The organism is Rathayibacter sp. VKM Ac-2926, assembly GCF_022815565.1.
Lineage (GTDB): Bacteria > Actinomycetota > Actinomycetes > Actinomycetales > Microbacteriaceae > Rathayibacter > Rathayibacter festucae.
Genome location: NZ_JALGRS010000005.1, coordinates 192,094 through 204,504, shown reverse-complemented (window position 1 = coordinate 204,504; position 12,411 = coordinate 192,094). Strand labels below are relative to the sequence as shown.

Genomic DNA, 12,411 nt, shown 5'->3' with positions numbered 1-12,411 from the left:
TCAGAGGTAGTCGACGCCGTAGAGGTCGTCGTAGTCCGGCGCCGCGTCGCCGTGCGGGGCCGTCGGGAGCGGGGCCTCGTCGTGCAGCTCGAGCACGACCGAGCTGGCCGCGGTCAGCAGCACCTCGACCCGCCCGCCGAGCACCGTCGTGAGGGACAGGAAGGCCGGGGCGGTGCGCATCGCCTCGAGCACGTCCTGCTTGGTCCGCTCCATCGTCGCGTCCGCGGCGAGGAGGTACGTCCGCTCGGACACCGTCACCTGCAGCATGGTTCCCCCGTCTCGTGGGGCCTCTCGGCCCGGATCCTCAGCGTACGGAGCGGAGCGGATCGGGATGACCGCGTTGACCGGCCGACGGCCGTCGGCTAGGGCGCGCTCCCGCGGCCGGTGCCAGCGGGGGGCCGGAGCGGTGATCCTCATGCGCTGTCCCGCCACTCCGGCCACGGCGTGACGACGGTCATCGGACCCGCGGCACCCGCACCGCCCGGGATCGCGCCGGCGGGGGACAGCAGCTCCGCCAGCCGGAGCGCCGTCGCCCGGGCGATCAGCGCGCGATCGATGGTGAGCGAGGTCAGGCTCGGGAGCATCGCCGCGCCCAGGCTCAGGCCGTCGATCCCCGCGATGCGGACGTCGCGCGGCACCTCGAGCCCGAGGCGGCTCGCCCGCTGCAGGGCGCCGAGCGCCATCATGTCGTTGAACGCGATGACGGCGTCGACCTCGGGGTGCGCGGCCAGCAGCTCGCCGAAGGCGTCGGCTCCGCCGGCGATGGTGTCGCCGCCGGTCGCGACGAGCGCGGCCTCGCCGGGCGCGAGGCACTCCTCGAATCGCAGCCGGCGCGCGCTCGGGGCGTACTCGTCGGGCTCGGCGTGGTCGAGCATCCCGATGGTGCGCGCCCCGCGCTCGCGCAGCCCGTCGACCAGCGCGCGCATCCCGGGCGCGAAGTCCACGGCGATGGCGTGCACGCCCGGCAGCTCGTCGTCGCGCTCGATCAGCAGGACCGGCACCCCGCGCGCCGCCCGGCGGATCGACTCCAGGCTCTCCCGGGCGAGATAGCCGACGATGACGTCGACCTGGGTGGCCAGGTCCGCCACGATCTGCTCCTCGGACTCGTTCGTCTCGGCGACGACGACGACCTGCCAGCCGCGCGCGGCGAACTCCTCCAGCAGGTCGGCGGCGAGGTCGGTGTAGTACGGGTTCCGCAGCGAGGTGATCACGAGGCCGACCGCGATGCTCTTCTGCCGGGCCATGTTGGCGGCGAACCGGCTGGGGACGTAGCCGAGGGCCTCGCTCACGGCGAGCACGCGCTCGCGGGTGGCGGCGCTGATCTCGGACATGCCGTTCATCGCGCGCGTCACGGTCTGCCGCGAGACGCCGGCCTCGCGGGCGACGTCGCGGATGGTGGCGCGGCGAACCGGCAGGTCTCTCGGTGGACGAGGGGGCATCGGCGGTTCGCCGGAGCGGTCCACAGCGGCCCTCCTTCTCTCAGTCTCGTCTGGCAACACGCATATGGCGACAGCGCCTCGCGTCTGCGGCGACAGCTGCCTTGACAGGTCGACGGCCGCCAGCTTAGCGTGTGGGCACTCGTGGTCCGTGACCGTTCACGTGAACGGTCACGGCCACCGCGTTCCCCTGCCGCTCACCCTTCGATGGAGAAGACCACCATGCCCCTCGTCTCGAACACCCTGGTCCGGCGATCGCTCGCCGGAGCGACCGCGCTCGCGCTGACGGCAGGCCTGGCGGCCTGCACCGACAGCGGTCCGGCCGCCGACGACGGCGCCGTCGACGTCCTCGTCGCGCAGAGCACGGCGCAGGTGCCGGTCGGCGAGACCCCCTGGGCCGCGGCGCTCGCGGCGGAGACCGGCTGCACGGTGAACTGGAGCACGATCGACGACACCGCGTGGACCCAGCAGAAGAATCCCTCGCTCGCCGCGGGGGACGTGCCGGACATCGCGCTCCGGGCGGTCGGCGCGAACGACGCGGTGCAGTACCCGGGCCTCTTCGAGGACATCGCGCCGCACCTGGACGACCTGCCGAACGTGCGGCGGTTCTTCGAGGAGAAGCCCGACGCGCGCCGGCTGGTCGAGAACGAGAAGGGCGAGATCCACTCGCTCTCCTCGTCCCGCGGCAGCGGCTATCGCGGCTCCGGCCAGCACATGATGATCAACCGGGCGTGGCTCGACTCCCTCGGCCTCGAGGTCCCGCGGACCTGGGACGAGCTGACGACGGTGCTGCAGGCGTTCAAGACGCAGGACCCGAACGGCAACGGGCAGGCGGACGAGGTCCCGTTCAACGTCCGCCGTCTCGAGACGGCCGGCTTCGGCTGGTACAGCCCGTTCCTGCTGCTGAACTCCACCGGCATCGCGACCTCGTTCAACAAGGGTCCGTCGGCGCAGGGGATCCACGTCTCCGGCGGACGGGTCGCCAACTTCCTCGTCTCGGACGAGTACCGCCGGGTGGTGGAGTACCTGCACGAGCTGCTCGCGGCCGGCCTCATCCCGGCCGACGCGCTCACCAAGGACGATTCGGCGTACTACGCCGCTCAGGCGGGGGACGGGGAGACCGCGCAGATCGGCCTGATCTTCGGCTGGTCGCTCGCCGACTTCGGAGATCTCCGCGACCAGTACGTGGCGATGCCCGCTCCCGCCGCCTCCGCGAGCATGTCCGCCGAGGACGTGGTCTGGGACGGCTCGGACAACGAGTACGAGGGCGGGAAGCTCGCCGTCTCGGCGGCCGCGGCGGGCGACGAGTGCGTGTGGAAGGTGGTCGACGCCCTCTACAGCGAGAAGTACTCGATCCAGCAGTTCACCGGATCGATCCCCGAGTTCGTCACGGACGACGGCGACGGCACGTACTCGGTCACCGAGGCGTACCGGGCCGCCGCTGCGGACGGTCGCGACCCGGCGCTCGCCGACCGCCTGGCCGGCTGGATCCCCGACTCGGTCACCCTGAACGGGGACTGGAACCGCGACGATCTCCGTGAGGTGGACGACGTCTACACCGAGCAGTACTCGCACTACGACCACGTGCGCGACCTGATGCCCGACTACGTCCGGCTGTCCGCCGAGGACGCGATCACCGCCGCCAACAACGACACCGCCGTGCTCAACTACGCGCTGCAGAAGACGTCGCAGTGGATCGCGGAGGGCGGGGTCGACGAGGACTGGGACGAGTACGTCGCCCAGCTCGAGTCGATCGGCCTCGTGCAGAACGTCGAGCTCTGGCAGAAGGCCTACGACCTCGCGACCGCGGCGTCATGACGCGGACGGCACTCGACTCGTCGGCGGCCGGGGCGCCCCTCGCCCCGGCCGCGGGGGCGCCGCTCCCGGCCCCGCCCCGGCCGCTGCGCGCCCTCCGCAGCGTGCGGAACCAGTGGCAGCTCTGGCTGATGGTGCTGCCGGCGCTGGTCTTCACCGCCGTCTTCGCCTACGTGCCGCTGTACGGGCTCCAGCTCGCCTTCCGGACCTACGTCCCCGCGCGCGGGCTCAGCGGCGGGGAGTGGGTCGGCCTCGACTACTTCGTGCAGTTCTTCGAGTCGCCGCTCTTCTCGACGATCGTGCTGAACACCGTGCAGATCAGCCTCTGGACGCTCGCGATGGGGTTCGTCGCCCCGATCGTGCTGGCGCTGCTGATCAACCAGATCAGCGCCGGTCGCCTCAAGAGCTTCGTGCAGACGATCACCTACATGCCGCACTTCATCTCGGTCGTGGTGATCGTCGCGATGATCAACATCTTCCTGCGGCCCGAGAACGGGCTCCTCGGCCGGTTCCTGCCGGGTCGGAACCTCCTCGCCGAGCCGGACGCCTTCTCGGCGATCTACTGGATGAGCGAGGTCTGGCAGCACTGCGGCTGGAACGCGATCATCTACCTCGCCGCGCTCTCGACCGTCGACACGTCGCTCTACGAGGCCGCGAAGATCGACGGCGCCGGGCGGCTCCGGCTCATCCGCTACGTCGACATCCCCACGATCCTGCCGACCGCGGCCATCCTGCTCATCCTCAACATGGGGTCGGTGCTGAGCGTCGGCTTCGAGAAGGTCTACCTGATGCAGAACTCGCTCAACCTGTCCTCCGCGGAGGTCATCGCGACCTACACCTACAAGATCGGCATTCTCAGCAATCAGTTCTCCTACTCCACCGCCATCGGCCTCTTCAACACGGTGATCAACTTCACCCTGCTGATCGTGGCCAACCAGCTCGCCAAGCGCGCCACGGGTTCCAGTGTCTTCTGAGCGCGGAGGGTCTTCCGAGCGCGGAGGGTCGTCGGAGCGCGGAGGGGCGACCCGCCGCTGGGACCCCTGGACCCCGAGGGAGAGGACGTCCATGACCCCTGCACCGGACACCCGCGGCCTCGCCGTCGCCGACGCCCGAGCCGGCGGCGGCGCACCCCTTCTGCCGCGCCGACGGCGCCGGACGGTGCCGAAGCGGCCGCTCGACCGGGTGATCGACGCCGTCGCCGGCCTCCTGATCGCGATCGTCGTGCTCGCCGTGCTCTACCCGCTCTGGTTCATCGTGGTGGCGTCGTTCTCCGATCCGGGTGCGGTCTCCTCGGGGCGGCTCACGCTGATCCCGGAGGGGTTCCGGCTCTCGGGCTACGAGCGGCTGCTGCAGGACGAGCGGATCTGGAACGGCTACCGGAACTCCGTCGTCTACGCCGTCCTCGGGACGGCGCTGAACCTGCTCGTCACGATCCCGGCGGCGTTCGCGCTCTCCCGGCCCGAGTTCCGTCCGCGGCGGGTGCTGCTGCTGGTGTTCGCGGTCACGCTGTTCTTCTCCGGCGGACTGATCCCGAACTACCTGCTCTACCGCGATCTCGGGCTGCTGAACTCGATGTGGGTGTTCGTGCTCCCGGGTGCCCTCAGCGTCTTCAACCTGATCATCGCCCGGTCGTTCTTCGAGACCTCGATACCCGAGGAGCTGCACGACGCGGCCCGCATCGACGGGGTGACCTACCTCGGCTTCTTTCTGCGGATCGTGCTCCCGCTCTCCGCCGCGATCATCGCCGTGATCGGGCTGTACTACTTCGTCGGGCACTGGAACGACTACTTCACCGGCCTGGTCTTCGTCCGCGACGCCTCGCTCCTACCGCTGCAGAACGTGCTGCAGAGCATCCTGCTCGCGAACCAGTCGGTCGCGGGCCAGGGCGGCAGCGGCGGGCAGTCCGCGCAGCAGCTGCAGGAGACCGCGGACCAGATCAAGTACGGCGTGATCATCGTCTCGACGCTGCCGCTGCTCGTGCTCTACCCGTTCCTGCAGCGCTACTTCGACAAGGGCGTGCTGGTCGGGGCGGTGAAGGGCTGATGGCGTCGCTCGCCGAGCGCTACGAGGCGGCCTGCCGGGTCGTGCTGCTCGTGCTGGTCGTCTCGGCGGCGATGCTGCTCTTCACGCTGCGCGGCGCGGTGGTCGCCGGGTTCTTCCCTGCGGTGGCCGCCGCGCACGCGGTGCACCGCGCCCGGCTGCTCGACCCGGACGGTCCGTGGTCGCTCCGGCAGACCGTCTCGCTGTTCGCGCGGTTCTGGCGCGACGAGTTCCCGCGCGCGAACGTGCCGGGCTGCGCACTCCTCGGCGTCGGCGCGGTCCTCTGGGTCGACCACCGGATCCTCGGCGGCGTCGAGGTCGACGGCCTCGGCGTCGCGGTGACCGGTGTCCTCCTCGTGGTCTCAGCCCTCTTCGCGGTGTTCGCCGTGGAGTTCTGGGTGGTCCGCGCGCATTTCGCGGAGCGGACGCGCTGGCAGCTGCGCACCACGGCGCAGCTGCTGCTCGCGCGGCCGCGCTGCACCCTGATGCTGGGCGCGGTGCTGCTCCTGCTGCTGGCGCTCGCGACGAGCCTCCCCGGGCTCGGCCTCGCGGCCGCCGGGGCCGCCCTCCCGTTCGCCGCGACCGCCGTCGTCGCCGCCTTCGGCCGGCTGCCGGGCCTCAGTCGATCCGCGGCTCGGTGCTGAGGGAACGGACGCGGCGTCGCTCCATCGTGCTGGTCGAGTAGCCCCGCAGGGGCGAGATCATGCTGGTCGAGTAGCCCCGCAGGGGCGAGAGCATGCTGGTCGAGTAGCCCCGCAGGGGCGTATCGAGACCCGACGTCGTCAGCAGGGCGGTCTGCAGACTCGTCTTCTGACGCTGGTGGGTCTCGATACGCCGCTCCGCGGCTACTCGACCAGCATGTGTCGGCGCCCCGCATGCTGATCGAGTAGCCCTCGGAGAGGGCGTATCGAGATCCACCGTTGCCCGGTGGGTGGGTCTCGAGACGCGACTCCGCGGCTACTCGGCCAGCATGTGTCGAGACGCGACTGCGCGGCTACTCGACCAGCATGCGGCGGCGGTCAGAAGCGCGGCGGCAGGGCGGCGAGCAGCGTGTCCGGTTGCACGGGGAGGTCGCGGACGCGGACGCCGGTGGCGTGGAAGACGGCGTTGGCGACAGCCGCGGCGGTGCCCACGTTGCCGATCTCGCCGATGCCCTTGCCGCCCATCGGGGTGAGGTGCGGGTCCTCCTCGTCCAGCCACTCCGCCCGCAGGTCGAGCACGTCGGCGTTCGCCGCCACGTGGTACGTCGCGAAGTCGTGGTTGGCGTAGTCGCCGAGCACCGGGTCGAGGGCGCCGTGCTCGTGCAGCGCCATCGAGAGGCCCATGGTCATGCCGCCGAGGAACTGCGAGCGCGCGGTGCGCGGGTTGAGGATCCGGCCCGCGGCGAAGACGCCGAGCATCCGCGGCACCTGGATCTCGCCCGAGTCGAGGTCCACCCGCGCCTCGACGAAGTGGGCGCCGTAGGCGTAGCGGGCGAAGTCGCCCATCCCGGCGACGTCCTCCGTGGTGTCGACGACGACGTCGAGGCCCTCCGGGGGCAGCGGCTGCCCGTCGGCCAGCGGGGCGAGCAGGCGGTGGCAGGCCTTCGTGACGGCCCAGCCCCACGATCCGGTGCCCGAGGAGCCGCCGGCGACCGGGCCCTGCGGCAGCGCGCTGTCGGCGATGACGATCTCGATCCGGTCGACCGGCACGTCCAGCGCGTCGGCGGCGACCTGGGTGAGCACCGTGCGGGCGCCCTGGCCGATGTCGGTCGCGTTGACCGCGATCACGAAGCGGCCGCCGGGCAGCGCGGTGGCCCGCGCCCCGCTCGGCGAGGTGAGCACGGGGTAGGTGGCGCCCGCGACCCCGGTGCCGACCAGCCAGCGGCCGCGGCGGTCCCTGCCTGCCCGCGGATCGCGGTCCTCCCAGCCGAACAGCTCCGCTCCGCGGCGGAAGCACTCGAGGTAGTGCCGGCTGGAGAACGGCGAGCCCGAATCGGGATCGACGTCCGGCTCGTTGCGCACCCGCAGCTCGATGGGGTCGATCCCGGCGGCGACCGCGAGCTCGTCCATCGCCGACTCGAGCGCGTACATGCCGGGGCACTCGCCTGGCGCGCGCATCCAGCGCGGCGTCGGCACGTCGAGCGCCGCGACCCGGTGGGTGACCAGTCGGTTCGGCGCCGCGTAGAGGTGGCGGGTGGCCTCGCCGGTCTGCTCGGCGAACTCCTGGATCGTGGAGGTGTGCGAGAAGGCCTCGTGCGCGATCGCGGTGAGCCGCCCCTCCGCATCGGCCGCGAGCCGGACGTGCGAGATCGTCGGCGTGCGGTAGCCGGCCAGCGCGAACATCATCTGCCGGGTGCAGGCGATCTTGATCGGCCGGCCGGTGAGGATGGCCGCCATCGTCGCGAGCACCACGTTCGGTCGCGGCGAGCCCTTCGAGCCGAAGCCGCCGCCGACGTGCTCGCTGCGCACCCGGATGACGGAGGGATCGAGCGAGAACAGCGTTGCGAGGGTCGACTGCACCGAGCTCGTGCCCTGCGAGGAGTCGAGGACGTCGAGGCGCCCGTCGGACCAGGTGACGACCGAGGCGTGCGGCTCCATCGGCGAGTTGAACAGCGCCGGCGTGGAGTAGCGCGCGTCGATCGAGACGGCCGCGGCCGCGATCGCCGCGTCGACGTCGCCGTCGGAGCTGTCGGTCGGGAAGCCGGCGTTGACCTGCTCCGGCGCGTAGAGCTTCGGCTGGTCCTCGGTGAGCACGACGTCGGTCCCGGAGTCGACGTACTCGACGCACAGGGCGGCGGCACCCTCGCGGGCGGTCTCGAGCGTCTCGGCGAGGACGAGCGCGATCACCTGGCCGCGGTAGGCGACGGCGTGCGACTGCAGCACCTGCAGCTCGCCGTCGTCCGCGTCCTCGAGGGGAAGCGCGGAGTCGGGGGTGATCACCGAGTGCACGCCGGGAAGCGCGAGCACGGCGTCGAGGTCGATCCGCCGCACCATGCCCGTCGCGACGGCCGACTGCACCGGCCAGGCGTGCAGCAGACCCTCCGGCGAGTGCTCGAAGGCGTAGCGGGCCGCGCCGGTGACCTTGTCGCGGCCCTCCAGGCGGGCCAGCGGTGTGCCCAGCGGTGTGCCCAGCGGTGTGCCGAGGGCCGTGCCGAGCGCGGTCATGCCGCCGCCTCCTCGTCGAGTCCGGCGAGCTCGGCGAGGACGCCGACGATCAGCCTGGTGAGCAGCGGGACCTTGAAGGCGTTCTGCTCGGTCGGCGTCGCGGCGGCGAGCTCCGCCTCCGCCGCACGCGTGAACGCCTCGACGGTCGCGGGGCCGCCGCGGAGCAGGTCCTCCGCGATGCGGGCGCGCCAGGGCGCGTGCGCGACCGCGCCGAGGGCGAGGCGGATGTCGGTCACCGTCCCGTCGGTGACCTCGAGCGCCGCGGCGACCGAGCCGAGCGCGAAGGCGTAGGAGCGGCGGTCGCGGGCCTTGCGGTAGGTGGAGGTCGCGGCGAACGGCAGCGGCGGCAGCTCGACGGCGGTGATCAGCGCACCCGCCGGCAGGTTCGTGTCCCGCTCGGGGTGCTCGCCGGGGAGCCGGAAGAAGTCGGTGATCGGCAGGCTCGCCGGCCCGTCGACGGTCTCGAAGCGGACGGCGGCGTCGAGGGCGGTGAGTGCGACGGCCATGTCGCCGGGGTGGGTCGCGATGCAGACGTGCCCGGGGTCGGCGTCGGTGACGATGCCGAGGATCGCGAGCTCGCGGGAGACGCCCTTCAGAGCGGAGCAGCCGGTGCCGGGCTCCCGCTTGTTGCACGGCTTCGAGACGTCGGTGAAGGAGGTGCAGCGCGTGCGCTGCAGCAGGTTCCCGCCGGTCGAGGCCTGGTTCCGCAGCTGGCCGGAGGCGCCGGCGAGCAGGGCGCGGCTGAGCGCCGGGTAGCGGCGGCGGACGAGCGGGTGCGCGGCGAGGTCGCTGTTGGCGACTCCCGCGCCGATCAGGAGTCCGCCCTCGGCCGTCTCCTCGACGCCGCCGAAATCGACGCGGCTGACGTCGACCAGCGCGGCGGGGCGCTCGACGCCGAGCTTCATCAGGTCGACGAGGTTGGTGCCGCCGGCGAGCGGCTTCGCCTCGGGGGACGCGGCGAGCAGGCGCACGGCGTCGGCGACGTCCGCGGCCCGCTGGTACTCGAAGGTCCTCATCGCGCGGTCTCCGTCTCGCTCGGGTGCTCCGCCGCGTCGTGGACGGCGGGCACGATGTTGGCGTAGGCGCCGCAGCGGCAGAGGTTGCCGCTCATCCGCTCGCGCACCTCCTCGTCGTCGAGCACCACGTTCTCGGTGCCGAGCTCGGCGGTGACGTGGCTGGGCATGCCCGCGCGCGCCTCGGCGAGCATCCCGACCACCGAGCAGATCTGCCCCGGCGTGCAGTAGCCGCACTGGTAGGCGTCGCGCTCGAGGAACGCCCGCTGCACCGGATGCAGGTCGTCGCCGTCGGCCAGGCCCTCGATCGTGGTGACCTCGCGGCCGTCGACCGACACCGCCAGCACGAGGCAGCTGTTGGTCCGGCGCCCGTCGAGCAGCACGGTGCAGGCGCCGCACTGGCCGTGATCGCAGCCCTTCTTCGAGCCGGTGAGGTCGAGCCGCTCCCGGAGCAGATCGAGGAGGGTGGTGCGGTTGTCGACGTCGACCGCTCTCGACTCGCCGTTCACGGTGACGTCGATCGCGGTCGACGGCACGGACCTGGTCTCGCTGCGCTGCGCCATGGCTGAAAGCTACCCGCGGGAGAGGGCGCAGGAGGGGGCCCTTCTCGGGCGGGCCGCGGAGGGCTACCCTCCGCCCGCGACGCCGCGCGCCGGGTAGAGCGCGACCGCCTCCGGATCGATCAGGAAGTCGACCTCGTCGTCGATCCCCGCGCCGAGGGCGGCGAGCTGAGCGGGGGAGAGGTCGGCCGCGATGCCGGCGGCGCGCACCCGCACGAGGTCGCCGCGCCGCTCGAGGTCGCGGATGCGGGTGCGGACCCGGCCCGCGCCCGGCGCCCCCGGCAGGGCCGGCGCGACCGTCACGGAGGCGGGCCGGAACGCGGCCGCGGCCCGCACGCCCGCGGCGACGGAGCCCGCCGCCCGCAGCTCCACGCCGTCGTCGGTCCGCAGCCCGGTGCCGGTCGCCGTGCCTGTCAGCAGATTGAGCGCCGCCAGCTCGGCGGTGAACGGGCTCTGCGGACGCTCCAGCACCTCGTGGGTGGGGCCGTCCTCGATCACCCGACCGCCGTGCAGCACCACGACGCGGTCGGCCAGCGTGTAGGCGTCGAGCACGTCGTGGGTGATCAGGATCGTGGTCCGCCCGGGCAGGACGCGGCGCAGCATCCGCCGCAGCAGCGGGGCGACCGCGACGTCCAGCGCCGCCATCGGCTCGTCGAGCAGCAGCAGCTCCGGGCTCGGAGCGAGCGCCCGGGCGACGGCCACCCGCTGCGCCTGCCCGCCCGAGAGCTGCGCCGGCCGGCGGTCGGCGAGGTCGACGGCGTCGACGGCCTCGAGCCAGGTGCGCGCGGTCTCGGCCGCGGCGGAGCGGCCGGCGCCGGTGCTGCGCGGGCCGAAGGCGACGTTGTCGAGCACGCTGAGGTGCGGGAACAGCAGCGGGTCCTGGGCGAGCAGGGCGACGCTGCGGCGGTGCGGCGGCAGGTGCAGGCGGCGGGCGGAGTCGAACAGGGTCGCTCCGGCCAGGGTCGCGCGTCCGTCGTCCGCGCGGAGGAGGCCGGCGAGCAGCCCGACGAGCGTGGACTTGCCGGCGCCGTTCGGGCCGAGGACGGCCGTGGTCGTCCCGGTCTCGACCCGCAGCGCGACGTCGACGCCGCGGGCGTGCAGCCGCGCGTCGATCTCGAGCGTCACGGGCGCACCTCCGTCCGGGCGGCGCGCGGCCGGCGGTGCGCGAGCCCGATCACGAGGACCGCGACGACGACCAGCACCAGCGAGAGGGCGACCGCGGCGTCCGGGTCGGTCTCGCGCTGCAGGTAGATCTCGAGCGGGAGCGTGCGGGTGACGCCCTGCAGGCTGCCGGCGAAGGTCAGCGTCGCGCCGAACTCGCCGAGCGCGCGGGCGAAGGAGAGGATCGCGCCGGAGAGCAGCCCGGGCAGGATCAGGGGCAGGGTGACCCGGCGCAGCACGGTCGAGGGCCGGGCGCCGAGGGTCGCGGCGACGCTCTCGTAGCGGTCGCCGGCCGAGCGGAGCGCCCCCTCGAGGCTAAGCACGAGGAACGGCAGGGCGACGAAGGTCTGCGCGAGGATCACCGCGGTGGTGGAGAACGCGATCCGGATCCCGAGCGCCTCGAGGGCGCCGCCGAGCAGGCCGAGCCGGCCGAAGGTGTAGAGCAGGGCGATGCCGCCGACGACCGGGGGCAGCACGAGCGGCAGCAGCACGAGAGCGCGCACGAGCCCCTGACCGGGGAAGGAGGTCCGGGCGAGGGTCAGCGCCATCGGCACGCCGATCACGAGGCAGAGTGCGGTGGCGGCGGCGGCGGTGCGCAGGCTCAGCAGGAGCGCCGCGATCGAGGAGTCCGAGGTGATCAGCGGGACGAACCCGGCCCAGTCGACGCGGGTGAGGATGCCGACCAGCGGCAGCAGCACGAAGGCACCGCCCACGACCGCGACGGCGACGACCCAGCGGGGGACTCCGGCGGAGAGCGTCACCGGCCCGCGGGTCGCCGCCGAGCGGGTCACGGGCGCGCGCGTCACGCCTTCCCGATCGGGGTCTCCACCACGACCATCGTCGCCTTGACGATCGCGATCGCGGGCGAGCCCGGCTCGAGGCCGAGCTCGCGGACGGCCTCGGCGGACATCAGCGAGACGACGCGGTGCGGGCCGCACTGCAGCTCGACCTGCGCCATCACGGTGTCGGAGACCACCTCGGTGACGATGCCGACGAAGCGGTTGCGCGCCGAGCGACCCACCTCGCTCGGGTCGACGGGGAGGATCGCGTTCTGCCGGGCGAGGCGGGCGAGGTCGAGGCCCTCGACGACGCTGCGGCCGGAGGCGTCCTTGCTGCTCGCGAGGGTGCCGTTCTCGATCCATCGGCGGACAGTGTCGTCGCTCACGCCGAGGTAGTCGGCGGCGTTCTTGATCCGGATCTGCGGCATGGGAGCCATCGTAGAGCCGATTCGGCGGAGGGG

The 12,411-nt window shown here is 72.8% G+C and carries 12 protein-coding genes; 4 read left to right on the top strand and 8 right to left on the bottom strand.

Features of this window, described 5'->3' with window-relative positions; all coding sequences use genetic code 11:
• Together MT351_RS08915 and MT351_RS08910 are read right to left on the bottom strand one after the other, a co-directional pair.
• Positions 1-258, bottom strand: a complete 258-nt coding sequence (locus MT351_RS08915) for a hypothetical protein (protein WP_127886538.1) — start codon at positions 256-258, stop codon at positions 1-3.
• A 155-nt stretch (positions 259-413) separates the two neighbouring features.
• Positions 414-1,439 (bottom strand): LacI family DNA-binding transcriptional regulator, encoded by a 1,026-nt coding sequence (locus tag MT351_RS08910; protein WP_243581985.1) that lies wholly within the window; start codon positions 1,437-1,439, stop codon positions 414-416.
• 219 nt (positions 1,440-1,658) lie between these two features.
• On the opposite strand from MT351_RS08910, the gene MT351_RS08905 reads away from it, so the two are divergent.
• The 4 genes from MT351_RS08905 (at position 1,659) to MT351_RS08890 (ending at position 5,935) form a co-directional block, all read left to right on the top strand.
• Positions 1,659-3,254, top strand: a complete 1,596-nt coding sequence (locus MT351_RS08905; RefSeq protein WP_243581984.1) for an extracellular solute-binding protein — start codon at positions 1,659-1,661, stop codon at positions 3,252-3,254.
• Complete coding sequence (locus MT351_RS08900; RefSeq protein WP_243581983.1) at positions 3,251-4,225, top strand: sugar ABC transporter permease; 975 nt, start codon at positions 3,251-3,253, stop codon at positions 4,223-4,225. The genes MT351_RS08905 and MT351_RS08900 overlap by 4 nt, the downstream gene beginning before the upstream one ends.
• A 91-nt stretch (positions 4,226-4,316) precedes the next feature.
• The gene (locus MT351_RS08895) at positions 4,317-5,294 is read left to right on the top strand and encodes a carbohydrate ABC transporter permease (protein WP_123737142.1); all 978 of its coding nucleotides are present in this window, start codon (positions 4,317-4,319) and stop codon (positions 5,292-5,294) included.
• Positions 5,294-5,935 (top strand): DUF624 domain-containing protein, encoded by a 642-nt coding sequence (locus tag MT351_RS08890; RefSeq protein WP_243581982.1) that lies wholly within the window; start codon positions 5,294-5,296, stop codon positions 5,933-5,935. The genes MT351_RS08895 and MT351_RS08890 overlap by 1 nt, the downstream gene beginning before the upstream one ends.
• Positions 5,936-6,310: 375 nt before the next feature.
• Here MT351_RS08890 and MT351_RS08885 read toward each other — a convergent pair whose 3' ends face one another.
• From MT351_RS08885 to MT351_RS08860, 6 genes are all read right to left on the bottom strand, one after another.
• Positions 6,311-8,437, bottom strand: coding sequence for a xanthine dehydrogenase family protein molybdopterin-binding subunit (locus MT351_RS08885; protein ID WP_243581981.1), 2,127 nt, complete (start codon positions 8,435-8,437; stop codon positions 6,311-6,313).
• Positions 8,434-9,453 (bottom strand): xanthine dehydrogenase family protein subunit M, encoded by a 1,020-nt coding sequence (locus tag MT351_RS08880; RefSeq protein ID WP_243581980.1) that lies wholly within the window; start codon positions 9,451-9,453, stop codon positions 8,434-8,436. The genes MT351_RS08885 and MT351_RS08880 overlap by 4 nt, the downstream gene beginning before the upstream one ends.
• Positions 9,450-10,013: a 2Fe-2S iron-sulfur cluster-binding protein gene (locus MT351_RS08875; RefSeq protein WP_243581979.1), complete on the bottom strand. Its 564-nt coding sequence runs from the start codon at positions 10,011-10,013 to the stop codon at positions 9,450-9,452. The genes MT351_RS08880 and MT351_RS08875 overlap by 4 nt, the downstream gene beginning before the upstream one ends.
• A gap of 63 nt (positions 10,014-10,076) precedes the next feature.
• On the bottom strand, positions 10,077-11,135 hold the full coding sequence (locus MT351_RS08870; protein WP_243581978.1) for a sulfate/molybdate ABC transporter ATP-binding protein: 1,059 nt from the start codon (positions 11,133-11,135) through the stop codon (positions 10,077-10,079).
• The gene (locus MT351_RS08865) at positions 11,132-11,977 is read right to left on the bottom strand and encodes an ABC transporter permease (RefSeq protein ID WP_243581977.1); all 846 of its coding nucleotides are present in this window, start codon (positions 11,975-11,977) and stop codon (positions 11,132-11,134) included. The genes MT351_RS08870 and MT351_RS08865 overlap by 4 nt, the downstream gene beginning before the upstream one ends.
• The gene (locus tag MT351_RS08860) at positions 11,974-12,378 is read right to left on the bottom strand and encodes a molybdopterin-binding protein (RefSeq protein WP_243581976.1); all 405 of its coding nucleotides are present in this window, start codon (positions 12,376-12,378) and stop codon (positions 11,974-11,976) included. The genes MT351_RS08865 and MT351_RS08860 overlap by 4 nt, the downstream gene beginning before the upstream one ends.
• Positions 12,379-12,411 lie beyond the last annotated feature (33 nt).

Coding starts and splice junctions, on each gene's coding strand:
- MT351_RS08910 (WP_243581985.1), bottom strand. CDS start 1,439: ATGCCCCCTCGTCCACCGAGAGACCTGCCGGTTCGCCGCGCCACCATC.
- MT351_RS08905 (WP_243581984.1), top strand. CDS start 1,659: ATGCCCCTCGTCTCGAACACCCTGGTCCGGCGATCGCTCGCCGGAGCG.
- MT351_RS08900 (WP_243581983.1), top strand. CDS start 3,251: ATGACGCGGACGGCACTCGACTCGTCGGCGGCCGGGGCGCCCCTCGCC.
- MT351_RS08895 (WP_123737142.1), top strand. CDS start 4,317: ATGACCCCTGCACCGGACACCCGCGGCCTCGCCGTCGCCGACGCCCGA.
- MT351_RS08890 (WP_243581982.1), top strand. CDS start 5,294: ATGGCGTCGCTCGCCGAGCGCTACGAGGCGGCCTGCCGGGTCGTGCTG.
- MT351_RS08885 (WP_243581981.1), bottom strand. CDS start 8,437: ATGACCGCGCTCGGCACGGCCCTCGGCACACCGCTGGGCACACCGCTG.
- MT351_RS08880 (WP_243581980.1), bottom strand. CDS start 9,453: ATGAGGACCTTCGAGTACCAGCGGGCCGCGGACGTCGCCGACGCCGTG.
- MT351_RS08875 (WP_243581979.1), bottom strand. CDS start 10,013: ATGGCGCAGCGCAGCGAGACCAGGTCCGTGCCGTCGACCGCGATCGAC.
- MT351_RS08860 (WP_243581976.1), bottom strand. CDS start 12,378: ATGCCGCAGATCCGGATCAAGAACGCCGCCGACTACCTCGGCGTGAGC.